The organism is Nocardioides pocheonensis (genome assembly GCF_003725535.1).
Lineage (GTDB): Bacteria > Actinomycetota > Actinomycetes > Propionibacteriales > Nocardioidaceae > Marmoricola > Marmoricola pocheonensis.
The window spans coordinates 171807-195531 of sequence record NZ_RJSF01000040.1; the positions used below are offsets into that span (position 1 = coordinate 171807).

The 23725-nt window shown below is 71.6% G+C and carries 28 protein-coding genes and 1 other RNA gene; 19 read left to right on the plus strand and 10 right to left on the minus strand.

The window, feature by feature from the left end; genetic code table 11:
- Nucleotides 1-22 precede the first annotated feature (22 nt).
- The gene (locus EFL26_RS11655) at nt 23-640 is read right to left on the minus strand and encodes a hypothetical protein (protein ID WP_123223054.1); all 618 of its coding nucleotides are present in this window, start codon (nt 638-640) and stop codon (nt 23-25) included.
- 203 nt (nt 641-843) lie between these two features.
- Here EFL26_RS11655 and ftsE point away from each other — a divergent pair, with 203 nt between their 5' ends.
- From ftsE to ssrA, 7 genes are all read left to right on the plus strand, one after another.
- On the plus strand, nt 844-1533 hold the full coding sequence (gene ftsE, locus EFL26_RS11660; RefSeq protein WP_123223055.1) for a cell division ATP-binding protein FtsE: 690 nt from the start codon (nt 844-846) through the stop codon (nt 1531-1533).
- A 15-nt stretch (nt 1534-1548) separates the two neighbouring features.
- Entirely contained in the window at nt 1549-2469 is a 921-nt protein-coding gene (ftsX, locus tag EFL26_RS11665) for a permease-like cell division protein FtsX (RefSeq protein ID WP_123223056.1), read from the plus strand.
- A gap of 57 nt (nt 2470-2526) precedes the next feature.
- Entirely contained in the window at nt 2527-3810 is a 1284-nt protein-coding gene (locus tag EFL26_RS11670; RefSeq protein WP_123223057.1) for a M23 family metallopeptidase, read from the plus strand.
- 120 nt (nt 3811-3930) lie between these two features.
- Nucleotides 3931-4407, plus strand: a complete 477-nt coding sequence (gene smpB, locus EFL26_RS11675; protein ID WP_123223058.1) for an SsrA-binding protein SmpB — start codon at nt 3931-3933, stop codon at nt 4405-4407.
- A complete protein-coding gene (locus tag EFL26_RS11680) occupies nt 4404-5309 on the plus strand; it encodes an amidohydrolase family protein (RefSeq protein WP_123223059.1) in 906 nt (301 codons plus the stop codon). Before smpB ends, EFL26_RS11680 begins: the two co-directional genes overlap by 4 nt.
- A 34-nt stretch (nt 5310-5343) precedes the next feature.
- Entirely contained in the window at nt 5344-6384 is a 1041-nt protein-coding gene (locus tag EFL26_RS11685) for a PNPOx family protein (protein WP_148046693.1), read from the plus strand.
- A gap of 30 nt (nt 6385-6414) precedes the next feature.
- Nucleotides 6415-6785, plus strand: a transfer-messenger RNA (tmRNA) gene (gene ssrA, locus EFL26_RS11690).
- Nucleotides 6786-6854: 69 nt separating this feature from the next.
- Here the strand turns inward: ssrA and EFL26_RS11695 are convergent.
- The 6 genes from EFL26_RS11695 to EFL26_RS11720 form a co-directional block, all read right to left on the minus strand.
- Nucleotides 6855-7238 (minus strand): sigma-70 family RNA polymerase sigma factor, encoded by a 384-nt coding sequence (locus EFL26_RS11695; protein ID WP_123223061.1) that lies wholly within the window; start codon nt 7236-7238, stop codon nt 6855-6857.
- Nucleotides 7239-7333: 95 nt separating this feature from the next.
- The gene (locus EFL26_RS11700) at nt 7334-8140 is read right to left on the minus strand and encodes an FAD:protein FMN transferase (protein WP_246000161.1); all 807 of its coding nucleotides are present in this window, start codon (nt 8138-8140) and stop codon (nt 7334-7336) included.
- A complete protein-coding gene (locus EFL26_RS11705) occupies nt 8137-8637 on the minus strand; it encodes an FMN-binding protein (RefSeq protein ID WP_123223062.1) in 501 nt (166 codons plus the stop codon). Before EFL26_RS11705 ends, EFL26_RS11700 begins: the two co-directional genes overlap by 4 nt.
- A gap of 4 nt (nt 8638-8641) precedes the next feature.
- Complete coding sequence (locus EFL26_RS11710) at nt 8642-10048, minus strand: ferredoxin reductase family protein (protein ID WP_123223063.1); 1407 nt, start codon at nt 10046-10048, stop codon at nt 8642-8644.
- A complete protein-coding gene (locus tag EFL26_RS11715) occupies nt 10045-10536 on the minus strand; it encodes a hypothetical protein (RefSeq protein WP_123223064.1) in 492 nt (163 codons plus the stop codon). The genes EFL26_RS11710 and EFL26_RS11715 overlap by 4 nt, the downstream gene beginning before the upstream one ends.
- 110 nt (nt 10537-10646) lie before the next feature.
- Nucleotides 10647-11555: a LysR substrate-binding domain-containing protein gene (locus EFL26_RS11720; RefSeq protein ID WP_123223065.1), complete on the minus strand. Its 909-nt coding sequence runs from the start codon at nt 11553-11555 to the stop codon at nt 10647-10649.
- A gap of 76 nt (nt 11556-11631) precedes the next feature.
- Between EFL26_RS11720 and EFL26_RS11725 the strand changes: the two genes are divergently transcribed.
- Genes EFL26_RS11725 through EFL26_RS11740 form a run of 4 tightly spaced genes read left to right on the plus strand, consistent with a single transcriptional unit; the run spans nt 11632 to nt 13393 of the window.
- Entirely contained in the window at nt 11632-11886 is a 255-nt protein-coding gene (locus tag EFL26_RS11725) for a hypothetical protein (protein ID WP_123223066.1), read from the plus strand.
- A gap of 29 nt (nt 11887-11915) precedes the next feature.
- Entirely contained in the window at nt 11916-12683 is a 768-nt protein-coding gene (locus EFL26_RS11730; RefSeq protein ID WP_123223067.1) for a GNAT family N-acetyltransferase, read from the plus strand.
- Between the two features lie 36 nt (nt 12684-12719).
- Nucleotides 12720-12980: a hypothetical protein gene (locus EFL26_RS11735; protein ID WP_123223068.1), complete on the plus strand. Its 261-nt coding sequence runs from the start codon at nt 12720-12722 to the stop codon at nt 12978-12980.
- Nucleotides 12980-13393, plus strand: a complete 414-nt coding sequence (locus EFL26_RS11740) for an HIT family protein (protein WP_123223069.1) — start codon at nt 12980-12982, stop codon at nt 13391-13393. The genes EFL26_RS11735 and EFL26_RS11740 overlap by 1 nt, the downstream gene beginning before the upstream one ends.
- On the opposite strand, the gene EFL26_RS11745 is transcribed toward EFL26_RS11740, so the two are convergent.
- Nucleotides 13374-14468 (minus strand): phosphatase PAP2 family protein, encoded by a 1095-nt coding sequence (locus EFL26_RS11745; RefSeq protein WP_148046694.1) that lies wholly within the window; start codon nt 14466-14468, stop codon nt 13374-13376. The genes EFL26_RS11740 and EFL26_RS11745 overlap by 20 nt on opposite strands.
- 146 nt (nt 14469-14614) lie before the next feature.
- On the opposite strand from EFL26_RS11745, the gene EFL26_RS11750 reads away from it, so the two are divergent.
- Complete coding sequence (locus EFL26_RS11750; RefSeq protein ID WP_123223071.1) at nt 14615-15370, plus strand: SDR family NAD(P)-dependent oxidoreductase; 756 nt, start codon at nt 14615-14617, stop codon at nt 15368-15370.
- A 95-nt stretch (nt 15371-15465) separates the two neighbouring features.
- On the plus strand, nt 15466-16527 hold the full coding sequence (locus tag EFL26_RS11755) for a DUF3048 domain-containing protein (RefSeq protein ID WP_183408158.1): 1062 nt from the start codon (nt 15466-15468) through the stop codon (nt 16525-16527).
- A gap of 39 nt (nt 16528-16566) precedes the next feature.
- Here EFL26_RS11755 and EFL26_RS11760 read toward each other — a convergent pair whose 3' ends face one another.
- Entirely contained in the window at nt 16567-17277 is a 711-nt protein-coding gene (locus EFL26_RS11760) for a TetR/AcrR family transcriptional regulator (RefSeq protein WP_123223073.1), read from the minus strand.
- 128 nt (nt 17278-17405) lie between these two features.
- Between EFL26_RS11760 and EFL26_RS11765 the strand changes: the two genes are divergently transcribed.
- From EFL26_RS11765 to EFL26_RS11785, 5 genes are all read left to right on the plus strand, one after another.
- Nucleotides 17406-17975, plus strand: a complete 570-nt coding sequence (locus EFL26_RS11765; protein ID WP_123223074.1) for a hypothetical protein — start codon at nt 17406-17408, stop codon at nt 17973-17975.
- A gap of 159 nt (nt 17976-18134) precedes the next feature.
- Complete coding sequence (locus EFL26_RS11770) at nt 18135-18686, plus strand: YqgE/AlgH family protein (RefSeq protein WP_123223075.1); 552 nt, start codon at nt 18135-18137, stop codon at nt 18684-18686.
- A gap of 85 nt (nt 18687-18771) precedes the next feature.
- Nucleotides 18772-19002, plus strand: a complete 231-nt coding sequence (locus EFL26_RS11775; RefSeq protein ID WP_123223772.1) for a DUF3039 domain-containing protein — start codon at nt 18772-18774, stop codon at nt 19000-19002.
- A gap of 32 nt (nt 19003-19034) precedes the next feature.
- Entirely contained in the window at nt 19035-20090 is a 1056-nt protein-coding gene (locus EFL26_RS11780; protein WP_123223076.1) for a zinc metalloprotease, read from the plus strand.
- The gene (locus EFL26_RS11785) at nt 20087-21883 is read left to right on the plus strand and encodes a DEAD/DEAH box helicase (RefSeq protein WP_425464109.1); all 1797 of its coding nucleotides are present in this window, start codon (nt 20087-20089) and stop codon (nt 21881-21883) included. Before EFL26_RS11780 ends, EFL26_RS11785 begins: the two co-directional genes overlap by 4 nt.
- A 68-nt stretch (nt 21884-21951) precedes the next feature.
- Here EFL26_RS11785 and EFL26_RS11790 read toward each other — a convergent pair whose 3' ends face one another.
- A complete protein-coding gene (locus EFL26_RS11790) occupies nt 21952-22410 on the minus strand; it encodes an Lrp/AsnC family transcriptional regulator (RefSeq protein WP_246000162.1) in 459 nt (152 codons plus the stop codon).
- 82 nt (nt 22411-22492) lie between these two features.
- Here EFL26_RS11790 and hppD point away from each other — a divergent pair, with 82 nt between their 5' ends.
- Nucleotides 22493-23716 (plus strand): 4-hydroxyphenylpyruvate dioxygenase, encoded by a 1224-nt coding sequence (gene hppD, locus EFL26_RS11795; RefSeq protein ID WP_123223078.1) that lies wholly within the window; start codon nt 22493-22495, stop codon nt 23714-23716.
- Nucleotides 23717-23725 lie beyond the last annotated feature (9 nt).

Sequence of the window (23725 nt, forward strand, 5' to 3'; positions counted from 1 at the left end):
CCGCTCGCCGACGGGGCGTCGCTCAGGCCACGCGCAGGGCGGCGACGACCGCGCCGCACCAGTCGTCGAGCCGCGCGCGCCGGGAGGCCTGCGGCCCCGACGCCGGGGCCGTCAGCTCGCAGGTCAGCCAGGAGTCGCCGAACAGGCCGGCGCGGCGGAGGCGCTCGAGCCCCCCGGGCTGGGGACAGGTCTGCAGCAGCGCGGGGCTGCCGAACACCTTCGCCGCCTCCGCGGTGCATCCCTGCTGCTTCCCGGCCTGCGCGACCAGGGTGCCGGCGAAGTCGGTGGTGACCGACCGGGCGAAGACCCAGGCGCGCGCCGTGGACCCGTCCGCACCGGTCCACGAGCAGCCGATCTCGTGACCGACGTCGCCCGACCCGGTCGCGGCGGGGATCGGGTCGCCGTTGGCCCACGCGTCGTGGCTCTGCGGCGTGCCGTCGAGCGCCCGGCGTACGGCGGAGGCGGGCACCCGGTCGCAGAACCCCGCCTTGGCCACCCGCACCTGCGTGGCGTCGAGCCGGCTGATCGGCGTGGGGGCCGAGGTCCTCACCGCGGTCGGGCGGTCCGAGCCGCTGCAGGCCACCAGCAGCGGCGCCGCGAGCGCGCACGCCGCGGCGAGCAGCGCCGGTCCCCGCCTCATGGGCGGCAACCCTAGACGACGGCCCCGGACGACGGGCCCGGACGATGAGCACGGACGACGGGCACGGCCCGAAACACCGAGCCCGAGCACGTTCAGGACCGCTTCAGGCCCCTCGCCTACACTCGGTGAGCGGCCGGAGCCCTGCCGTGCCCGAGTGGCACCGACACCTTCCCGTCCCCGACACCGGCCCGCCCCAACATCCTGTGATCAGATTCGAGAGCGTCTCCACGACGTACCCCGGCCAGAGCCGGCCTGCCCTCTCCGACGTGAGCGTCGACGTCGAGAAGGGCGAGTTCGTCTTCCTCGTCGGCGCCTCGGGCTCCGGGAAGTCGACCTTCCTGCGGCTCGTGCTCCGCGAGGCGCGCCCCAACCAGGGTCGGGTGTACGTGGCCGGCAAGGAGATCAACCGGCTGGCCAGCTGGAAGGTGCCGGCGCTGCGCCGCAAGATCGGCACCGTCTTCCAGGACTTCCGGCTGCTTCCGAACAAGACCGTCTCGGAGAACGTCGCGTTCGCCCTGCAGGTGATCGGCAAGCCCAGGTCGCACATCAACAAGGTGGTGCCCGAGACCCTCGAGATGGTCGGTCTCGAGGGCAAGGGCGACCGGATGCCCGACGAGCTCTCGGGCGGTGAGCAGCAGCGGGTCGCCATCGCGCGGGCGTTCGTCAACCGGCCGCAGATCCTCATCGCCGACGAGCCGACGGGCAACCTCGACCCGAACACCAGCGTCGGGATCATGAAGCTGCTCGACCGGATCAACCGCACCGGTACGACGGTGCTGATGGCCACCCACGACGCCGGGATCGTCGACCAGATGCGCAAGCGCGTGATCGAGCTCGACGACGGTCGCGTGGTGCGTGACCAGTCCCGTGGCGTCTACGGCTTCCAGAACTAGAGGGATCGAGTCACCGTGCAGCTGAGGTATGTCTTCTCCGAGACCGGCACCGGTCTGCGGCGCAACGTCTCGATGACGGTCGCCCTGGTCGTCACGATCTTCGTCTCGCTGACCCTCGTCGGCATGGGCCTGCTGCTCAACGCCCAGGCCCAGAAGGCGGAGCAGTACTGGGGCAGCAAGCTGCAGATCACGGTCTTCCTGTGCAACCAGAACTCCCGGACGCCGCACTGCACCTCCGGTGAGGTCACCGAGCCGCAGAAGGCCGCGATCAAGCAGGTCCTGGACACCCACCCCGAGGTCGCGTCGTACCAGTTCCAGACCAAGGACCAGGCCTTCGCGACCTGGAAGCGCGTCTACATCTCCAAGGACAAGAGCGAGCAGGAGATCTACTCCACGGTCACGCCGGCAGACATGCAGGAGTCCTACTGGGTGAAGCTGAAGGACCCGAACCAGTACCGCGGCGTGGAGTCGGCCCTCTCCGGCATGGACGGTGTCACCGCCGTGCGCGACCTGCGCGAGGTGCTCAAGCCGATCTACTTCTGGATGACCGTGCTCAAGTGGGGCGCGATCGCGATCGCCGCGTTCCTGCTGGTGGCGGCGATCCTGCAGGTCGGCAACACGATCCGGCTGGCGGCGTTCGCGCGTCGCAAGGAGATCGGCATCATGCGGCTCGTCGGCGCCTCCAACCTCTACATCTCGCTGCCGTTCCTCATGGAGACGCTGGTCGCGGCGCTGATCGGGGTGGGACTGGCCGCCGGCACGCTCGCGGTGTTCATGTACGTCGTGATCTACGGCCGGCTGCGACCGGGCTCGCACATCGTCGAGTGGGTCGACTGGCACGATGCGCTGCTCTCCGTGGGCGGGATCGCCCTGCTCGGCGTCCTGCTGACCCTGATCCCGACACTCGTGATGACCCGCAAATACCTCAGAGTGTGACTCTGGTCCGTTACGGTCACTCTGTTCACTTCTTCCCCAATTTGAACAGGCTGACCGGTGGATCGTCCTTCCCCTCGCACTGCTGCGTCGCGCTCTGACTCCTCGGGCCGTCGCCGCGTCTCCCGCACGCTCGCGATCCTCTGCACGCTCGCGGTCGCGGCCGGTCCGGCGGCACCGCTCGCGCACGCCGACAACCTGCACGACAAGAAGAAGAAGGTGCAGGCGAGCATCAAGTCGGTCTCCAACGACTTCGACGACGCCAGCACCGCCCTGGTCAAGGCCACCCACCGGCTCGACGCCGCGCGCGCGAGCCTCGCCGTGGCCCAGCAGCAGCTGGCCGCCACGCAGGGGGAGCTGACCGCGGCACAGGTCCTCGACGCCCAGATGCAGGCCAAGCTCGCCGCGGCCGAGGCCGCACTCGCCCAGGCGGAGCAGGACGTCACCAACGGCGAGGCGGCCGTGAAGCAGCAGCGTGCCGACATCGGCCGGCTGGCTGCGGCCGACTTCCAGTACGGCGACCCCTCGCTGATGGGCCTCTCGGTGATGCTCAACTCGCAGAACCCCGAGGACCTCACCACCCAGATGAACACCGTGGACAACCTGATGAGCCGGGAGAGCAACATGCTCGACCGGCTCAAGGCCACCCAGGCGCTCCTCGTGGTCCAGAAGGAGAAGGTCGCCAAGGCCAAGGCGGACGTCGCGGAGCAGCGGCGCCTCGCGGCCGCGAACCTGGTGCGCCGTCAGCAGCTCGAGCAGCAGGCCGCAGCGAACCAGGCCGCCGTCGCCCAGCAGGTCGCCGCCCGGGCGCAGGCGGCCGCCGCGGCCCGGCAGATCCGCCGGCACGACCTGCTCGTCCTGCAGCAGCTGAAGAAGCGCGAGGCCCGGATCCAGAAGGCGATCCTCGCGAAGGCCGCTCACGACAAGGGCGGCTACGCCGGCGACACCGGCGGGTTCCTCTACCGGCCGGTGCCCGGGGCCGTGACCTCGCCGTTCGGCTGGCGGCGGCACCCGATCTACGGCTACTGGGGCCTGCACGACGGCGTCGACTTCTCAGCCCCGTGCGGCGAGCCGATGCACGCCGGCGCGTCCGGCACCGTCATCTCGGAGTACTACTCCAGCGTGTGGGGCAACCGGCTCTACCTCGACGCCGGCCGGGTCAACGGCAAGAGCATGGTGCTGATCTACAACCACGCCAGCGCCTACAAGGCGCACACCGGCGACCAGGTCGGCCGCGGCGACGTCGTCGCGTACGCCGGCACCACGGGCTGGTCCACCGGCTGCCACCTGCACTTCACGGTGATGCTCGACGGCACCGCGGTCGACCCGATGCAGTTCTTCTGATCGGTCCGGGGTTTCGGCAGGCTCAACCACCCGGTGGTTGAGTCCTTCGGCAAGCTCAGGAACCACCGGTCGAAAACCCCGCGGCCCAACCCGGTTGCGCCCGCCTGAGAGGATGCGCCCATGCCGAAGGAGCAGGGGCGCAAGCTCGTGGCGCAGAATCGCAAGGCGCGCCACGACTACCACGTCGAGGACACCTATGAGGCCGGCCTGGTCCTCATGGGCACCGAGGTGAAGTCGCTGCGCGCCGGCCGGGCCTCGCTCGTCGACGGCTTCGTGGACATCGAGAACGGCGAGGCCTGGCTGCACGGCGTCCACATCCCGGAGTACGCCCAGGGCACCTGGACCAACCACGCGGCCCGCCGGAAGCGCAAGCTGCTGCTCAACCGGGTCGAGATCGACAAGATCGAGCGCAAGACCAGCGAGAAGGGCTACACGATCGTCCCGCTGTCGCTGTACTTCAAGGACGGCCGGGCCAAGGTCGAGATCGCGCTGGCGAAGGGCAAGAAGTCCTGGGACAAGCGCCAGACCCTCCGCGAGCGGCAGGACGACCGGGAGAAGCAGCAGGCGATCGGTCGGCGGCTCAAGGGCCAGGAGTGATCGACGAGGACGTCCCGGCCTGGTGGCAGGCGCTCGGCCTCCCGGGCCTCTACGACGTGCACGTGCACTTCCTGCCGCCCAGGATCGAGGCTGCGGTGTGGCGGCAGTTCGACGCCGCGGGCCCGAAGCTCGGCCGGCCGTGGCCGATCCGCTACCGCGGCACGCTCGAGGAACGGGTCGCACAGCTCCGTGCCCTCGGCGTACGCCGGTTCAGTGCCCTGCCCTACGCGCACAAGCCGGGAGTGGCGGCGTACCTGAACGACTGGGCGGCCGACTTCGCCGCCGCCCACCCGGACTGCCTGCGCTCGGCGACGTTCTACCCGGAGCCGGGGGTCGGGGAGCAGGTGGGCGCGCTCGTCGACTCGGGCGTCGAGGTCTTCAAGCTGCACGCCCAGGTGGGGGAGTTCGCCCTCGACGACCCGTTGCTGGAGCCGGCCTGGGAGCGGCTCGAGGCGTCGCGCACGCCGATCGTGGTCCACGTCGGGTCCGGTCCGGTCGGCAACGAGTTCACGGGCCCCGACCACCTCCGCCGGCTGCTGGACCGGCACCCGGACCTCGCCGTCGTCGTCGCCCACCTCGGCGCCCCGGAGTATGCGGACTTCCTCGCGCTCGCCGAGCAGCACGAGCACACCCGGCTGGACACCACGATGGTGTTCACCGACTTCTTCGAGTCCGACGGCCCCTATCCCGACGAGCTGCTGCCGCGTCTGGCCGCGCTCGGCGACAAGGTCCTGCTGGGCTCGGACTTCCCGACGATCCCGTATCCCTACGCCCACCAGCTCGAGGCGCTCGAGCGGCTGCACGACCGGTGCGGAGACCTGGACGAGGCCTGGCTGCGGAGGGTGTGCTGGCACAACGCCGCCGGGCTCTTCGGCGCTCCCGACGGGGACCTTGGCCCCTGACGCACCTCTGGCGACGCCGCTGACACTGGGTGCCATGAGCGCACCCGGGGCCGTGTCCTTCGGCCGCTGGATCCTCGCGTGCGCCGCCGCCGAGACGATCGGGATGGGGGTCTCGGCAGCGGCTGCCCGCCTGGGCCAGGACGTGGCCGACGGCCCGCAGAGCGCCGCGCGCTGGCTGGCGCTCGGCGTGGTGGTCGCCGGCGGCCTGGTCGAGGGCACGGCCCTCGGTGTGCTCCAGGGTCAGGTCCTGGGGACGCGGTGGCCGCGGCTCTCGCGCTTCCGGTACGCGCTGCTCACGGTCCTGGTCGCCGGCCTCGGCTGGGCAGGCGCGTCCGCCCCGAGCGTCCTCGGTGGCGGTGAGGACACGAGCGGGCCGCCGGTGGTCCTCATGGTCCTGGGTGGTCTGGGCCTCGGTCTGCTGATGGGGCCCGTCCTCGGCCTGGCGCAGGCGACCGCCCTTCGCGGCGTGGTGCGTCACCCCTGGCGGTGGGTGGTGGCGAGCACCGCCGCCTGGCCGCCGGCGATGGCCCTGATCTTCACCGGAGCCTCGACCGCAGGTGCGCACTGGTCCCTCCCCGTGCTGGCCGCGTACGGCGCAGCGACCGGTGCGCTCGCCGGAGCCGCGCTCGGGCTGGTGTCCTCGCCCTGGCTGGCCGCGCTCGACGGCCAGCCGATCGCGAACCAGGTCGCGCTCGCGATGGTCGCGGGGCGCCGGCTCGGAGCGCACCGGCGGCTCGTGGGCCTTGGCGTCGTCGGCCGGCACAGCGGACTGGTCAGCCGGTTCCCGGTGCAGTTCGCCCAGCACGGCACCGACCTGGTCGTCGTACCGGGGCATCCCGCGCACAAGACCTGGTGGCACAACCTCGGCCGCACCGACACGATGGTGTGGGTGCTCGACGGGTCGGGCTGGCACCCCGCGACCGGCCGCGTGCTGCTTCCGGAAGCCGACGGTCACGCCGCCGCGCTGGCGTCGTACCGGCGACGGTGGACCCACTTCGACGGCCCGCCCGACCAGCCCGTCGTGGTCCTGCACCTGGTCGGGCCCGGAATACCGGCTGGGTCCGGCAGGTTCTAGTCAGTACGCTGGAGACAGCACAACTCAAGAGGGGCTGATTGGTTTCGACTGGGGACGCTTGTCCCAGGAGAAGCGGGTCGAGAAGCCAGCGTCATCTCGTAAACGTCCGCTGGAAAACACAACTGCCAACGCTAAGCGCAGTCACTTCGCTCTCGCTGCCTGAGCAGTGATCGAAGGGTCAGACCGGGCATCTGCCTCCGTCCCGGATCCTGGCCTCATCTAGGGGGCTTGCTGATCAACTCCTGTCAGGAGGGTTGATCGGGACTTTTTCCTGACTGAGCCCGTCGGCGCACGTGTCCGTGCCAGCGCCGGGGCCGAGAAAAGCGACCTCACGGACTGCACCCGGAGAAGACCTGGTTCGGCGCTCGAGGACGCGGGTTCGATTCCCGCCAGCTCCACCGATGTGATGTCTCAGGACGTCGAGGAAGACCCGGACCCACGATCGTGGGTCCGGGTCTTCCTCGTCTCGGCTAGGCGCCGCGGGGCCAGGCCGCCGCGGGCCCGTGCGCGCCGGTCGCCCGGGCATCGGTTCCCGGGCTGGCGAGCGCCGCCTCGGTGATCCCGGCGAGGAGCCAGGCGAGGGGCGAGCGGCCCGAACGCGGGTGGCTGTCGGCGGTTGCCCAGGCGCGCGCGTACAACGCACAGACCAGGTCCTCGGCGCGGTCCGGGTCGGTGCAGGTCAGGCGGGCCGCGCGGTACGCCGCCGCGCAGGTCAGGTCGTAGAACCTCATGAACGCGTCCGCGTTGCCGTGCGCCGCGAAGGTCAGGAGCTCGGCCAGGTGCGCGCGGTCGGCCTGGGGTGTGCCCGCGGGGTGAGCCATGGCCTGTCCGTCGCGCGGCATGCTCGGCGCCATTCCGACCTCCACAGATACCTAAACACGTTGTTTAGGTTCTCGAGGATGCCCCATTTCCCGGCAGCGCGCAAGCAGACGCCGGGCCGCGCGGTGGGTCAGCCGATCCGCTCGACCCGACCGTCCCGCCAGACCACGAGGCCGGCGCGACCGGTCCGGCCGCGCAGCCAGGTCGCCGCCTCCGCGTCCAGGGCGTACGCCGCGGTGGCGTCGATGTCGGCCCAGGTGAGCGAGCCCGCCACGACCGTCACCGACGCGACGGCTGCGGGCGGGGTGCCGGTGCGCGCGTCGACGAGGTGCTCGCCGCGGTGCGCCGTGCCCGAGGTGGCGACGGCTCCGCGACGTACCGGGACGATCCCGATCAGCCGGTGCGGGTCCGCCGGGTCCTCGATCCCGACCCGCCACGGCTGCCCTGCGGGGTCGTCGGTGTGGCAGACCAGGTCGCCGCCTGCGGACAGGCAGAAGTCGGTGTCGGGCAGCGCGTGCAGCCAGGCCGAGGCACGCTGCACCGCCCAGCCCTTGACGACGCCGCTCGGGTCCAGCACGGTCTCGCCGGTCGCGGTCCTTCGGCGCACGTCGAAGGCGCCGTCGCTCTGCACCCGGGCGATCTGGCCGAGCTCGAGCACCTCCTGGACCTCCGGAGGACAGTCGGCCAGGGTGATCTCGCCCCGACCGAGACGCGAGATCGCCGAGTCGTCCCGGTAAGTGCTGAACACCTGGTCGGCGTCGCGCAGGTCGGCGACCACCTCGTCCCAGGCGTCCCGCGCGCGGCGGTCGTCGACGTGCCGGCCACGCAGCGCGAGGCTGATCGGCATGCCCATCACGTGCTCGACGTACCGGGCCACGCGGGGGCCGGTGCCCGCGCCGGTCGCTGCCGGTGCCGGCGCGGCCGCCACGGCGCTCACAGCCCCGCCTGGTCGAGGGCGGACTGCAGCGACTGCAGGTACCCGTCGCTGGTGACGGTCGCGCCGCTGACCATGTCGATGTTCGCGCTCTGCTGGTCGAGCGTCTCCTGGATCAGCTGGGGGAGGGCGTAGGAGTTGATCTCCTGGTCCCGCGGGTTGTCGCTCGGGTAGACCGGCACGTCGACCGCCGTGATCCGGCCGCCGGAGACCGTGATCTCGACCTGCACCGGCCCCCATTGGGTCTGCGCGGTGTCGCCCGTGACCGAGGTGGCCTTCGACGAGGAAGAACCCGAGGAACCCGAGGCGGAGCCCGACGTGCCGGACGTGTCCGACGTCGAGCCGGAGCTCGCGGTGCCCGACGAACCGCTGTAGCCGTCGCTTCCCGAGCTGACCACCGAGCTGTTCGCGGAGCTCGGCCCCGAGGTCGAGGTGTGGTAGCCGAAGAGCAGGACCACCACGGTCAGCGTGCTCATGAACCACAGGACGATCCGTCTCACGGGGTCACCATCCGAAGGTCTCGATGTGGAGCTGCTCGGCGGGAAGTCCCACGGCAGCGGTGGTACGACGCACGCTCTCGACCCAGGGCTCCGGGCCGCAGACGTAGACGTCGCGGTCGGCGAGGTCGGGCACCCAGTGACGGAGGGCGGTGAGGTCGTCGACGCCCTGCAGGCCGGCGCCCAGCCACGAGTCGTGTGCGCGACGGTGGCCGGGCAGGTCGAGCACGCGCAGCCCGCGCTCACGGGCGAGCACGTCGAGCTCGCGGGCGAACAGCGGCTCGCGGGTGAACCGGTGCAGCAGCACGGCGTCGCCGGGGGAGTAGGCGAGGCCCTCGGCCAGGGCGCGGATCGGGGTGATCCCGACTCCGGCTCCGAAGAGCGCCACCTTCCGACGCGTGCGCGCCCGAGGGCTCAGCCGGCCGTACGGACCCTCCACGAGGACGCGGGTCCCCGTCCGCACGGTGGCGAGCGACGTGCTGCTGTCGCCCAGCGCCTTCACGGTGATCCGCAGGCTGCGACCGTCCGGCGCGGCTGACAGCGAGTAGGGGTTCGCCCGCGTCCAGCCGGACCGGCCCAGGAACCGCCACTGGAAGAACTGCCCGGGCTCGGCCCGCAGCCGGTCCAGCCGACGGCCGGTCAGGTAGACGCTGACCACGTCGGCGGACTCGCGGACGACCGACGTCACCCGCAGGCCGTGCCGGGCGCTGCGCCACAGCGGAAGGACGACCCGCCATACCAGGACGGCGCCGGCGGCGAGCCCCCACAGCGTCCACCAGTAAGCCGTGGCGGCCGGCGAGGCGAGGAACTCCCGGCCCGTCCAGAGCTGGTGGGGCAGGGCGAGACCGGCGCCGAGGTAGGCGTAGAGGTGCAGCAGGTGCCAGGACTCGTAGCGGAGACGGCGACGGGCGGCCCGGATGCTGGTGCCGACGACCAGGAACAGGAAGAGCGTCCCGGCGACGGCGAGCAGCATCCCGGGGTAGTCCCAGGTCAGGGTCCACAAGGTCCCGGGGGTGGCGCCGACCCGGCCGGCGGCGTAGCCCCAGGTGATCAGCACGACGTGCGCGACCATCAGGTCGAACGAGGTGAGCCCGACGAGGCGGTGGATCACGGCCAGCCGGTCCTGGCCGAACGCCTGCTCGAGCACGGGCACCCGTGCCATCAGCAGGACCTGCACGAGGAGCAGGTCCGAGGCGATCAGGCCGGTCAGCCGCCCCACCGAGGTGAGCCCGTCGGCCCAGGACCCGAGATCACGGATCCCGCCGCCGGCGCTCCACCAGTAGGTGACCAGCAGCAGGCCGGTCCAGAGGCCCACGACTGCCGCCAGCCGCACGCCGGCGTCGAACCGCGCGCGGGAGGTCCCGCCGCGCACCGCCCGTCGCTCGACGGACGGCGCGCTGACCGCAGCGGTCATGTCGGGTTCGCGGAGGTGCCGGCCCCGTCCGTGCCGGAGCTGCTGGAGCTCCCCGAGCCGCCGGGGAAGCCCGGGCCGCCGTTGCCGTCGCCGTCGGGGTCGCCGACGTGGTCCCCGTCCCGGTCGCCGAACGAGGGCGGCCCCTGCTGGCCCTGCCCGAGCCGGCCGTTGCCCGGCACCTGCCCCGTGAAGTTGGCAGGGCGGAAGTCGGTGCCGCCGTTGCCGGCGGTGCTGTGCCCGACGACGAAGCCGGTGAGGCCCGCGCCCAGCGTCAGCGCGGTCGCGGCCCCGGCCAGGATCGCGCGGCTGCGCAGCTGGGCGCGGCGTTCCTCGGCGGCCGGGTCGTCGAGCGCCGGAGCCGGCGAGGCGTCGGGCAGGTCGGCGTACGCCGTGGCGTCGGCCGGCGCGCCGTCTGCAGGGTCGGCCGGGGTCTCGTTGCTCTCGGGCTCCCAGCGGGATCCGCTGGGTGTGGTCGGTTGGTCCGCCATCGTGTCGTCCCTCCTCGGGTGGTCGACACGATCCTGGGTCGCCGGGCTGGGGCGACCTCAGGAGCAACCTGTGCGCGCCCTGTGGGTTCGCGGCGCCTCGTCGGCGCGGCTCAGGCGGTCGCGGTCGGCATCCGGCCGCCCTTGAGCGCGAGCACGTGCCGGCGGAACAGCTCGGCCGACGGGAGCAGGCGTCGCTCCCGCGACCAGGCGACGCCGATGTCGCGGAACGCGCCGGCGTCGGTGAGCCGGACCAGCGCTGCGGCGGCGCCGACCGGCTGCGGCTCGCCCTCGGTCGCGGGGACGATCGCGACCCCCAGCCCCGCGGCGACGAAGCCGTGGACGACGGGGAGGTCGTCGACCTCGAACGCGACCCGGGGTTCGAAGCCGGCGTCCGCGCACAGCTGCTCGGAGAGCGTGCGCAGCTCCCAGGAGGGGCGCAGCATCACGAAGTCCTCCTCGGCGGCGTCGGCGAGGGACACCTCTCTCCTTCGGGCCAGGCGGTGCCGCCTCGGTACGGCCAGGAACAGCGGCTGGGCGAACAGGCGCTCCCAGCGCACGGCCGGGTTGCGCGGCCGGCGGGAGGTGAACTCCAGGTCGATCCGGCCGCCGGCCACCATCGACGACCCGAGCGCGTCGTGCGACTGCTCCAGCCGGAACCGGACGCGGGGGTACTCCTCGCGGAAGCTCTCGATCATGCCCGGCACCAGGAAGGTGCCGAGCGAGAGCTGGAAGGCCACGGCCACCGTGCCGGTGCGCGGGTCGGTCAGCTCGGTGAGGGCGGCCAGGCCGTCGTCGAGGCGGTGGATGAGGGCGTCGACGTGGCGCTTGAACACCGCGCCGGCGTACGTCGGACGCAACAGGCGCCCCGCCTTCTGGAGCAGGGGTGTGCCGACCTCCGCCTCCAGGCGAGCCAGGGAGCGGGACACCGCGGGCTGGCTGACCTGGTGCACGTGCGCGACCTCGGTCACGGTCATGCCGTCGCAGACCAGCTGGAACCAGCGCAGAGCCTCGGTGTCCACATCCATGACGATAGCGCATGGGTTTCTTGCGCGACAGCGATTGGACGTATGGATCGGACGCGCGGACACTGGAGGCATGAAGACGAACAACACCATCCTTGGTCCCTCCGCCCGCCTGGTGGCGACCGTGCGCGACGAGCTCCGTGAGCGTCGCGAGGAGCGCTCCGCACGGCGGTCCCTCGAGCGCGAGCTCGCGTCGTACCGCACGCCCGCCGAGATCAACGACCTCCTCGGCGTGCTCAGCAGCCAGGACAGCGCCGACGCCGACGAGATGCGCGAGGTCCTCCTTCGCCAGCAGCTCAAGCACGGCCTGCACCGTTACGCCTCCTGATCCACCGACCCCCTTCTAGGCTTCCGGCCATGACGGGGGTCAACCACCAGCTCGACCACTACGTGCGCGGCTTCCGGGAGCGCGTCCGGGTGATGAGGCGACCGGGCCAGGAGATCATCGAAGGGCCCGGGCTGGTCGGCCTGATCGGCGGCCCCGATGCCGTCGACGGACGAGTCCTGGTCACCGACGACCGCGCGCTCGACCTCTTCGGCGAGCGGCTCCCGGCGCTCAACGCGCTCGTCGTGACCGTGTTCGCCGGCGCGGACGTCTGCCATCGGCTGGTCGAGGAGACCGGCGGCTACCGTGCAGATCCGGCGACCGCGATGGTGTGCCCGGACCTCGCGACCGTCCCGCACCCGCCGCTCCCCGAGGGCCTCACGCTCCGTCCCGTCGGCGAGCCGACCGAGTCGGCCGTGCCCCTCGAGCAGGCCGCCGCTGCGGCGCTCGAGGCCGACTCCGGCGCGAGTCCGGTCGAGGAGCTCGCGGGCTTCGTGGCCTACCTGCGCTCGATCCCTCACGCACGGATGCTGGCCGCCACCGACGCCGCCGGACACGTCCGGGCGACCTCGGCCAGCGCGATCTTCGGACGCACCGCCGCCGTGTACTTCGTCAACACCGACCCCGGCTGGCGAGGCCGCGGAGTCGGCACAGCCATGACCGCTGCTGCGCTTCGGGCGGCCGCGGACGCGGGGGCGAAGGACGCGATCCTCGACGCCAGTGCGCTCGGGCACTCCCTCTACCAGCGCCTCGGCTTCACCTCGGTGAGCCCCAACACCCTGTTCGTGCGGACGCAGTGAGCCGGAACTGGAACCGGTTCCACTAACCTGTCGCCCATGGGCTTGCTGGGATACCTCGTCGCCGGCGTGATCGTGGCAGCACTCGTCTGGCTGGTCCGCCACGGCCCCGGCTCTCCGCGCCTGGCGACGCTCGTGGTGTTCGGCCTGATCGGTGCCGCGATCGGCGGACTGGGCGCGAACCTCGCCCGGGGGGAGTACTTCGACCACCTCGACGGCACCGGCTTCACCGCCGCGGTGCTGGCCGCGCTGGTGCTGCTCGTCGGCGTCGACGTACGAGTCCGGCACAGCGACGACTGATGCCGAGCTGCCTCTTCTGCGAGATCGCGACCGGCGCCGTCCCGGCCCAGCTCGTCCTGGAGGAGGACGATTTCGTCGCCTTCCTCGACACCCGGCCCGTGTTCAAGGGCCACACCCTGCTCGTCCCGCGCCGGCACGTGGTCACGCTGCCCGACCTGCCGGCGGAGCTTCGTGACGGCTTCCTCGCGTCGATCCAGCGGCTGGCGACAGCCCTGGTGGAGGGGATCGGCGCGCAGGGGTCCTTCGTGGCGATGAACAACACCGTGTCGCAGTCGGTCGCCCACCTGCACTGCCACGTGGTGCCACGCACGAAGGGCGACGGTCTTCGCGGGTTCTTCTGGCCGCGGACCAAGTACGCCGACGACGCCGAGGCGGCCGACTACGCAGCCAGGATCAGCCGGGCGCTGGGCTGACCCGCTCGGGTTCCTGCTCCTCCGTCTGCGCGCGGTCGTAGCTGCCCCGGTCGACCAGGCGCGGCCGGCCGCCGACGTGGTTGCCGGTGCCGAGCGCGGCCAGCCAGACCGCGGCCGCGCCGAGGACGGCGCCCCCGAGGACGTCGAGCGAGAAGTGCCACCCCAGGTAGATCGTGGAGAGCACGGTGAGCACGAGGAAGGACCAGGCGGTGACGCGGATCCAGCGGGCCAGCCCGATCAGGGTGACGAACAGGCAGACCGTGACCATGATCCCCACGTGCAGGGACGGGAACGCCGCGATCGTCTGCACCGCATGGGTGGCGTGGGGATCGGAGAGCACGTTGAGCCGGTCTCGGAGGAGGTCCTCCTCCAGGGTGGTGGCGTAGGTGTGCCGCAGGTCGGCGAAGTCGCCGGGGGAGGAGTAGATCGGGCCGAGCGTCGGGAGCGCGTAGTACGTCGCGACGCCGAGCAGCCAGTCCAGCGCGACCGCGGTCACGAACCACGAACCGGCTGCAGGGTGGCGCGTCCAGACCAGGGCGATCGCCAGCGACACCGGGATCAGCACGATCCAGATCACGTAGACCGCGGAGAAGAACTCCGCCGCCCAGCCGGTCCCGAACCAGGAGTGCAGCACGTTGGCCGGGTCGTGGCCCATCCAGAGTGTGTGGTCGATGCGGTGGAACGACGTGTCGAAGATCCGCTCGTGCACGAAGGGCACGTAGCTCTTCAGGTTGCGGAAGGCCGCGTAGCAGACGTACCACGCGGCGAGGCCCGAGACCGAGAAGATCACGTGCGACCGCGTCCACCGCTCGCGGGCCACCGTGCGGAAGTCCCGCCACGGGGTGCGCCAGCCCGCGCGCGCCTCGCGCGGCGCCGTGACGCTGCGGTGCACGGACCGGGGCAGCACGTCGAGGAGCCAGGCGATCAGCAGGATGATCGGCAGCCGGACGTACGTCGGCACGACGACTCCGTCGGGGTCGCGGACGGGCAGGTCCTCGACCCACGCGACCACCACCATCGCCAACGCCAGCGCGAGTGCACACAGCCCCGCGAACTTGAAGTTGGCTCTACCCACGCCGTGCAGCCTAGACCGAGCCGCTCGCTGCCCGCAGCGCGGCCGGGGCGCAGCGGCCGGTGGCCCGCGCCCTAGAGTGACCCCTGCTGCTCCCCCGGGGAGCGCACCGACTTCCGCTGACACGAGCACACCGAACAGGAGCAGTCATGGGTCGATTCGACGGACGGGTGGCGATCATCACCGGCGCGGCGCGGGGCATCGGCGCCGGCACGGCCAAGCGGTTCGCCGAGGAGGGCGCCGCGGTCGCCGTGCTCGACATCAACGAGGAGCAGGCCCGGGAGACCGCCGCAGGCCTCGGCGCCGAGCGGGCGATCGGCGTGGCCTGCAACGTCGCCGACGCGGCGTCCGTCGACGCCGCCGTGGGCCGCGTCGTCGAGGAGCTCGGCGGACTGCACGTGCTGGTCAACAACGCCGGCATCACGCGCGACAACCTGCTCTTCAAGCTCACCGAGGAGGACTGGGACTCCGTGATGAACGTGCACCTCAAGGGCGCGTTCCTGATGAGCAAGGCGGCCCAGAAGACCTTCGTCGAGCAGAAGTACGGCAAGATCCTCAACCTGTCGAGCATCTCGGCCCTCGGCAACCGCGGCCAGGCGAACTACTCGGCGGCCAAGGCGGGCGTGCAGGGCTTCACCCGGACGCTGGCGCTGGAGCTCGGCCCCTTCGGCGTGAACGTCAACGCGATCGCACCGGGCTTCATCGCCACGGAGATGACCGACGACACGGCGCGCCGGCTGAAGATGGACGTCGACGAGTTCCGCAGGCTCAACGCCGAGGCCAACCCGGTCAAGCGGGTGGGCTACCCCGAGGACATCGCGGCCGCGGCCGCGTTCCTGTGCAGCGACGAGGCGTCCTACATCACCGGCCAGACCCTGTACGTCGACGGGGGCGGCAAGATCTGACCTCGCCCTCCGGCGCGGCGTACCGCACGAGCCGGAGGCCCGGACACGGGGGGTCCTGCCACGATCGGCAGGACCCCTCAGTCATGCTATGCCGCATGACTGCACGCCTCCCTGCCCTTTCCTCCCACCCCCGCAAGCGTCTGCAGACGCTCGTGGTGCTCGCCGCCGTGGCCTGCCTCGTGCTCGCCGGCTGCGGGGGCAAGAGCAGCAGCAGCGACAAGAAGCCGACCGAGCGGCCGACCTCCCAGCCGACCCAGGGCGGCACCCAGCTCGCGGCGGTCTGGCCGCTGACCGGCCTTCCGGCTCCGGAGACCACCCCGGACCACCCGGTGATGATCGTGAAGATCGACAACACCGCGGCCAGCGACCCGCAGGCCGGTCTCGGGGACGCCGACATGGTGGTCGAGGAGCTGGTCGAGGGCGGCATCACCCGGTTGGCCGCGATGTTCTACTCCAAGCTGCCCACGAAGGCCGGTCCGGTCCGTTCCGCCCGGGCCTCCGACATCGGCGTCGTGACTCCCACCCACGCCGTGCTGATCGCCAGCGGCATGGCGCCGCCGACCGTGGCGCGCCTGAACGCCGCGCACGTGAAGTACTACACGATGGGCGCGCCCGGTGTGTCGCGGGCGCCCGACGGCAAGCACGACTTCCTGCACAGCGTCTTCGCCAACCTGCCGACGCTCGCCAAGAGCCTGAAGAAGAGCGCGGTCGTGCCGGCCAGCTACCTGCCCTGGGGCCAGGAGTCCGACTTCGCAGGCAGCCAGCCGGCCAACGGGTTCGACGTCTCCTTCAGCCGCGCGACGACCACGTCGTTCCGGTTCGACGCACAGACCAAGAAGTACGTGAACACCAACTCGCACGCGCCCGCGAACGACCAGTTCAAGCCGGACTCCGTGCTGGTGCTGCGGGTGCGCGAGGGTGACGCGGGCTACCGCGACCCGGCCGGCAACCCGGTGCCGGAGACGCTGTTCTTCGGCAAGGGTCAGCTGATGCTCTTCCACAACGGGCAGGTCACGCGCGGCACCTGGAGCAAGGACGGTCGTGACGGCCAGCTCGTGCTCTCGACCGCCGCCGGCACGATGAAGGTGCCGGCCGGACACGTGTGGATCGAGCTGCTCCCGAACAAGAAGGCCGGCGGCAACATCAGGATCCACTGAGCCCGGATCGTTGGGGCGAGCGGGCCGAGCCGGCTCGGCTCACTCGTCGTCGGTCTGCTCGAGCAGGTCCGCGGGGTCGGGCAGCTCCACGCCGTTGTCCGCGAGCGTGCGCAGACCCGTGAGGATGAAGGCGATCGCGGTCTCCACGCGGGCCACCGCCAGACGGGGATCGGCCGCGGAGCTCACGCTCTCGCCTGCGGCGGACATCGCGCCGAAGAAGATGCGCGTGAACGTCTCGAGCATCTCCTCGCTGAGGTCGTACGTCGAGTCCTCGAGCACGTCGCGGACCATGTCCTGCACGAGCCCGTAGCTGGAGCGCTCCTCCTGCTCCCGGAACCGCTCGTAGCCGAGGATCGCGGGGCCCTCCTGGATCACCACGCGCTGGTACGACGGGTCCTGGACGATCTCGAGGAACGCCCGCAGCCCGATGAGCGCCTTCTCCCACGGGTCGCGGGAGCCCCTCAGGGCCTTGCGGATCCGCTTGGAGGCGTCCCGCTCGACCTGCTCGAAGGCGGCTTCGAAGACCCCCTGCTTGCCGCTGAAGTGGTGGTAGAGCGCTCCCTTGGTGACCCGGGCGCCCGCGACGACCTGGTCCAGGCTGGTGGCGGCGTACCCCTGCTCGGTGAACAGCCGGGTCGCGACGTCCACGAGCGCCCGCTTCGTCGACGCGGAGTACTGCTGGCGCCGCGACACGCCGGCGACCTTGGGGATCGTCGACCGGATCTTCTCCGCGGGGGAGCGCGTGGGCATTCCCGCAGTCTAGGACCGACCGTCGGTATGTGTAACCGACGTCACCGGCAAATGGTTTGCATACCGAGAGTACGGCTCCGTACCTTGGGTACGTACTCGCGGTATGTGAATCTGAAAGGACGTGTGCCATGACCTGGAACACCTTCCATCACCGTGGAGAGATCCTCCAGACCGTCATCGAGACCGCCGACGCACGGCGCGACGGTGCGCTGCCCATGCAGCTCCCGGGCGTCTCCGAGACCTTCCGCGACGAGCTGGACCTCCTTGCCGCGCTGTGGCTGAAGTGGAACGCCCGCCTGTCGGGCAACATCGAGCGGGCGCTCACCAGCGAGCCGCTGGACCTCGAGGCCGCGGTGGCCTCCGCGTGGCGGCAGACGAGCGAGCAGCTCCCGGGGGTCCGGATGGTCCTCGACCGTTACGTCGAGTCGCCCAGCGACCCGGAGATGGCGGCCGCCCTCCAGCGGGCCAGCGAGAAGGAGTGGGCCCGACTGGCCGCTGCTGCCGGGCTGGCCAACGACGAGAGCCCTGCGGCCGCTCGTGCCGGCCGTCAGGTGGAGCTGAAGGCTCGCTCGGCGATCACCGCCGCGGCGGCCGAGGCGCTGCTGGCGAACGCCACGACCGACGTCACCACCCCGACTGTCGACGAGAGTGACACTCCCTCCCTCGTCGATCGGATCAAGGCGGTTCTCGCCGCCTGATCCCCCTCCCACAGACGATCCCCGGGCCTCCCTCCCACCCTTGGCCCGGGGATCGTCAACGTCCGGGGCAGGGTTCTCGGGGTCCTGCGCCGGACTGCGGCCGACCCCGGGAGGGTCGCCGCGTTCGCGCGCCTACCGCCGGGGTGAAATCATGGAGGCATGGAGCCGGCGACCGGGAGTTTGCTGATCGCGGCTCCGACCATGGCCGACCCGAACTTCGCGCGCACGATCGTGCTGCTGCTCGACACCGGGGACACCGGGGCGCTGGGCGTCGTGCTGAACCGGCCGACCGACCTCGAGGTCGCGGACGTGCTCGAGCCCTGGGCCGACCTCGTGGCCGGGCCCGGCGTGCTGTTCCAGGGCGGGCCCGTCGAGACCGACGCGGCGATCGCGGTCGCGACCGTGTCGGCGGACGACGAGCCGGTGGGGTGGCGACGCGTGTTCGGGTCGACGGGGTTGGTCGACCTCGACGCGCCGGTCGAGCTGCTCTCCGACGCCGTGTCCGCGCTGCGCATCTTCGCCGGGTACGCCGGCTGGGGCGTCGGCCAGCTCGAGGCCGAGATCGAGGAGGGCGCGTGGTACGTCGTACCGGCGGAGCCGCAGGACCCGTTCCTGCTCGATCCGGCGCGGCTGTGGTCGCAGGTGCTGCGACGCCAGGGCGGCCAGCTGGCGATGCTCGCCACGATGCCCACCGAACCGGGGCTCAACTGAGCCGCTCGGGGCGTGGCCGGCTCCGGCGCCACGTTACGATGCCGTGGTGAATTCTCAGCGGACGGCCGGTTTCGGGACCGATGTCCTGGAGGACGTGCGCGTCGACCAGGAGCTGCGGCCCACCGACGACGGAGACCACGAACGGTTCTCGCACTACGTCCCCAAGGACGAGCTGATGGCGGCCATGGTGAACGGCACGCCGGTCATCGCCCTGTGTGGGAAGGTATGGGTTCCGAGTCGGGACCCGGAGAAGTACCCCGTCTGCCCTGAGTGCAAGGAGATCTGGGAGAGCATGCGCGAAAGCGATGACGAGTGAGGCTTGACCCCCCTGCGCCCCAGGGCCTCTCGGTGACCACGGCCCGGCGCCTCTCGGTCGGACTCGTCGGGCTCGCCCTCGCGGCATTGGCCTCCCTCGCGAGCACCCCGGCACACGCCTCGACGGCCGGCGCGACCGTCCGGTCGGCGGCGGGCACGCCGTGCCTGCACCCGACCAGCCGGCCCACCCCGTGGCGGGAGGCTGCCGACACCGTCCCGGTGAGCGACCGCACGAGGACGCGGGTCGCCTCGGCCCTGCGCGCGGAGACCCGGATCACCGCGGCGGCTGCACGGCGGGCCGAGGCCTCGCTCGACCCGTCGTCCCGGGCGCGCGCGGCCGCGACCGGGCCGATCGTCGTACCGGTGTACATCCACCTGATCCACGGACGGCGCCACGGCGAGCGCCGGATCGGACGACGCGCCGCCCGACAGATGTTCTGGACCCTCAACGGCGGTTACGCCGGCACCCAGGACCTGGGCATGGCCCCCACCGGCGTGAGCTTCCGGCTGAAGAAGATCACGGTCAGCCGCAACGAGCGCTGGTTCCACGCGCGGCCGTACAGCGCGGCGGACAAGCAGATGAAGCGCCGGCTCCACCGCGGCAAGCCGCGGGTGCTGAACATCTACGTCAACCGGACCGCGGTGCCCGGTCAGGTGCTGCTCGGGTTCTCGACGTTCCCGTGGCAGCGCGCCTGGCGCCGTGGGCTGGACGGCGTGACCGTGAGCGACGCGAGCCTGCCGGGTGGCCGGGCGGACGGGTACAACCACGGGGACACCGTGATCCACGAGACCGGCCACTGGCTCGGCCTGCTGCACACCTTCGAGGGTGGCTGCGTCGGTGGCACCGGGGGCGACGGCGTCGCGGACACGCCGGCCGAGGCGGCCCCGAGCTTCCGCTGCGACGACCGCAACACGTGCACCATCCCCGAGTACCAGAACCCTGCCGACCCGACCGGCCCGCTGATCGACCTGCCGGACCCGATCCACAACTTCCTGGACTACTCCTACGACGACTGCATGTACCAGTTCACTCCCGGCCAGAGTGCCCGCATGCTCGCCGCGTACCGCTACTACCGGTCCGGCCGTTGACCCCGGGCGGTCAGGAGCCGCCGCAGATCGAGCTTTCCCCGGCCTATCCCGCACGCGCGGCCTGGGGAACGGCTCCGAGCCTGCGTGCGTGGCAGGCCGAGGCGATCGGGCGGTACTTCGACTCCGACCCGCGCGACTACCTCGCCGTGGCGACACCCGGTGCCGGCAAGACGACGTTCGCCCTGACGATCGCCGCCGAGCTGCTCGGCCGGCGCCTCGTCGACCGGATCACCGTGGTCGCGCCGACCGAGCACCTCAAGACGCAGTGGGCCGAGGCGGCGGCACGGGTGGGCATCCCGATCGACCCGGCGTACTCCGGCGGCAAGGGGCGGACCAGCAAGGACTTCGTCGGCGTCGCGGTGACCTACGCCGGGGTCGCGTCCAACCCGCTGGCGCACCGGATCCGCACCGAGCGGTTCAAGACGCTGGTGATCCTCGACGAGATCCACCACGCGGGTGACGCGCTCTCCTGGGGCGAGGCCGTCCGCGAGGCCTTCGAGCCCGCCAAGCGCCGCCTCGCGCTGACCGGTACGCCGTTCCGGTCGGACGTGAACCCAATCCCGTTCGTCACCTACGAGCCCGACCCCGAGGCCGGAGCCGGCGTGCTCCGCAGTGCCGCGGACTACACCTACGGCTACGGCCACGCGCTGCGCGACCACGTCGTGCGCCCGGTGCTGTTCTGGGCGTACGGCGGCGACCTGCAGTGGCGCACGCGTGCCGGCGACGAGATCTCGGCGCGGCTCGGAGAACCGCTGACCAAGGACATGGCGGCGCAGGCGCTGCGCACGGCGCTCGATCCCGGCGGGTCCTGGATCGCCGCCGTGCTGGAGGCAGCGGACCGCCGGCTCTCCGAGGTGCGCAAGAACGTGCCCGACGCCGGTGGCCTCGTGATCGCCAGCGACCAGGACTCCGCGCGCGCGTACGCCGCGCTGCTGCAGCGGATCGCCGGGGAGAAGCCGATCGTGGTGCTCTCCGACGAGAAGGCCGCCTCGAAGAACATCGCGAAGTTCTCCGCCGGCGAGAACCGGTGGATGGTCGCGGTCCGGATGGTGTCGGAAGGCGTCGACGTGCCGAGGCTCGCGGTCGGCGTCTACGCGACCACCACGTCCACGCCGCTGTTCTTCGCCCAGGCGGTCGGCCGGTTCGTCCGGGCGAGGGCCCGGGGTGAGACCGCGTCGATCTTCCTGCCCTCGCACCCTTCGCTGCTCGGCTTCGCCTCCGAGCTCGAGCTCGAGCGCGATCACGTGCTCGGTCGCACGATCACCGACGAGGGTGACCTCTTCGCCGCCGAGAACGCCCTGCTCGCCCAGGCGCAGGCCGGTGAGTCGGCATCCGCCGACGAGACCCTGGTGCCCTTCGAGGCGCTCGGCTCGCAGGCGACGTTCGCCCACGTCCTGTACGACGGGGCGGAGTTCGGCCACGCCGGTGAGGTGCACGTCGGCTCGGAGGAGGAGATGGACTTCCTCGGCATCCCGGGCCTCCTCGAGCCCGACCAGGTCCGCAGCCTGCTCCAGCGCCGGCAGGCACAGCGCCGCGACCTCAGGGCCGCGGCCGAGTCCGCGGACGACCCGCTCGTGGAGAGCACCACCACCCATGAGCGGCTGGCGATCCTGCGGCGCGAGCTGAACAGCCTCGTCGCCGCGTGGCACCACCGCACCGGCCAGCCCCACGGCGTCACGCATGCGGCGCTGCGCAGGGACTGCGGCGGCCCCGCCGCGGCGATCGCGACGGCGGACCAGCTGCAGGCCCGGATCGACCGGCTGCGGGAGTGGGCGACCCGGAAGTCCGGCTGAGCCGCGATCCGACGATGAGGTGGTTTCGGCAGGCTCAACCAACGGGTGGTTGAGCCTGCCGAAACCACTCACACCGAACTGCGGAGCAGGGGAGTGACCCGGTAGGGGACCTGCGTGGCGAGCGCGATCACCGTCGACGAACGGACGATTCCCGGGTGGTCGAGGGCCCGGTCGATCACGGTCTGCAGGTCGGCGTTGGAGCGGGCGACCACCCGGGCCAGCATGTCGCCGGGCCCGGTGATCGTGTGCGCCTCGAGCACCTCCGGGATCGTCGCGAGGTGGTCGCCGACGGTGTCGTGCCCGGCGCCCTGGCGGATCTCGAGGGTGAGGAAGGCCGTGACCGGGTGGCCCAGGGCGGACGGGTCGAGCGTGGGGCCCCAGCCGGAGATCACCCCGCTGCGCTCGAGCCGCTCGAGCCGTGCGGTCACGGTGCCGCGTGCGACGCCGAGCCGGCGGGACGCCTCGAGCGCCCCCACCCTGGGCTCGGCGTGGAACAACTCGATCAGGGTGACGTCCAGGTCGTCCACGGCGTCGCCTCCGACTGTGCAATCTGCTCGATGTGTCGCCGAAGTGTTGCACACAGTGTCAGGTGAGGACAGGCTGACCTGCATGACGACTGCCCACGAACGCGCCCTGACCGTTGAAGAGCTCAAGGCGGACCTGACCCTCGAGCAGCTGCAGCAGCTGGTCGGCCTCGTGGAGTACGACGAGCACAACGACGTCTTCCCGGTCACGGGCTGGGACGCCATCGTGTTCGTCGTCGGCAACGCGACCCAGGCCGCGCAGTACTACCAGTCGGCGTGGGGGATGGAGCTGGTCGCCTACTCCGGACCCGAGCACGGCAACCGTGACCACAAGGCGTTCGTGCTGCGCTCGGGCTCGACGCGGTTCGTGCTCAAGGGCGCGGTCGACCCCGACAGCCCGCTGGCCGACCACCATCGGCGCCACGGCGACGGTGTCGTGGACATCGCCCTCGAGGTACCCGACGTCGACCGCTGCATCGCCCGCGCGCACGAGGTCGGTGCCACGGTGCTCGAGGAGCCGCACGACCTGACCGACGAGCACGGCACCGTCCGCGTCGCGGCGATCGCGACCTACGGCGAGACCCGGCACACCCTGGTGCAGCGCGAGGTCGACGGAGCGACGTACGCGGGTCCCTACCTGCCCGGCTACGTCGCGAGGACGTCCTCGATCACGCGCAAGGACGGCCAGCCGAAGCGGCTCTTCCAGGCGCTGGACCATGTCGTCGGCAACGTCGAGCTCGGCCGGATGGACGAGTGGGTGGCGTTCTACAACAAGGTGATGGGCTTCACGAACATGGCGGAGTTCATCGGCGACGACATCGCCACCGACTACTCCGCCCTGATGAGCAAGGTGGTCGCCAACGGCAACCACCGGGTGAAGTTCCCGCTCAACGAGCCGGCGGTGGCGCGGAAGAAGTCGCAGATCGACGAGTACCTCGAGTTCTACCGGGGCGCCGGGGCCCAGCACCTCGCGCTGGCCACGAACGACATCCTGGCCACCGTCGACGCCCTGCGCGACAACGGTGTGGAGTTCCTCGACACCCCGGACTCCTACTACGAGGACCCCGCGCTCCGCGCCCGCATCGGCCAGGTGCGGGTGCCGATCGATGAGCTGCAGAAGCGACGGATCCTCGTCGACCGCGACGAGGACGGCTACCTGCTGCAGATCTTCACCAAGCCGCTGGGCGACCGGCCGACGGTCTTCTTCGAGCTGATCGAGCGGCACGGCTCGCTCGGGTTCGGCAAGGGGAACTTCAAGGCTCTGTTCGAGGCGATCGAGCGCGAGCAGGAGCGGCGCGGGAATCTCTGAGCCGCGGCC

What these genes read in the sequence shown, in the direction of transcription:
- EFL26_RS11655 (WP_123223054.1), bottom strand. Translation starts at nt 640, where the DNA reads ATGAGGCGGGGACCGGCGCTGCTCGCCGCGGCGTGCGCGCTCGCGGCG.
- smpB (WP_123223058.1), top strand. Translation starts at nt 3,931, where the DNA reads ATGCCGAAGGAGCAGGGGCGCAAGCTCGTGGCGCAGAATCGCAAGGCG.
- EFL26_RS11685 (WP_148046693.1), top strand. Translation starts at nt 5,344, where the DNA reads ATGAGCGCACCCGGGGCCGTGTCCTTCGGCCGCTGGATCCTCGCGTGC.
- EFL26_RS11695 (WP_123223061.1), bottom strand. Translation starts at nt 7,238, where the DNA reads ATGGCGCCGAGCATGCCGCGCGACGGACAGGCCATGGCTCACCCCGCG.
- EFL26_RS11710 (WP_123223063.1), bottom strand. Translation starts at nt 10,048, where the DNA reads ATGACCGCTGCGGTCAGCGCGCCGTCCGTCGAGCGACGGGCGGTGCGC.
- EFL26_RS11715 (WP_123223064.1), bottom strand. Translation starts at nt 10,536, where the DNA reads ATGGCGGACCAACCGACCACACCCAGCGGATCCCGCTGGGAGCCCGAG.
- EFL26_RS11725 (WP_123223066.1), top strand. Translation starts at nt 11,632, where the DNA reads ATGAAGACGAACAACACCATCCTTGGTCCCTCCGCCCGCCTGGTGGCG.
- EFL26_RS11730 (WP_123223067.1), top strand. Translation starts at nt 11,916, where the DNA reads ATGACGGGGGTCAACCACCAGCTCGACCACTACGTGCGCGGCTTCCGG.
- EFL26_RS11735 (WP_123223068.1), top strand. Translation starts at nt 12,720, where the DNA reads ATGGGCTTGCTGGGATACCTCGTCGCCGGCGTGATCGTGGCAGCACTC.
- EFL26_RS11740 (WP_123223069.1), top strand. Translation starts at nt 12,980, where the DNA reads ATGCCGAGCTGCCTCTTCTGCGAGATCGCGACCGGCGCCGTCCCGGCC.
- EFL26_RS11750 (WP_123223071.1), top strand. Translation starts at nt 14,615, where the DNA reads ATGGGTCGATTCGACGGACGGGTGGCGATCATCACCGGCGCGGCGCGG.
- EFL26_RS11755 (WP_183408158.1), top strand. Translation starts at nt 15,466, where the DNA reads ATGACTGCACGCCTCCCTGCCCTTTCCTCCCACCCCCGCAAGCGTCTG.
- EFL26_RS11760 (WP_123223073.1), bottom strand. Translation starts at nt 17,277, where the DNA reads ATGCCCACGCGCTCCCCCGCGGAGAAGATCCGGTCGACGATCCCCAAG.
- EFL26_RS11765 (WP_123223074.1), top strand. Translation starts at nt 17,406, where the DNA reads ATGACCTGGAACACCTTCCATCACCGTGGAGAGATCCTCCAGACCGTC.
- EFL26_RS11770 (WP_123223075.1), top strand. Translation starts at nt 18,135, where the DNA reads ATGGAGCCGGCGACCGGGAGTTTGCTGATCGCGGCTCCGACCATGGCC.
- hppD (WP_123223078.1), top strand. Translation starts at nt 22,493, where the DNA reads ATGACGACTGCCCACGAACGCGCCCTGACCGTTGAAGAGCTCAAGGCG.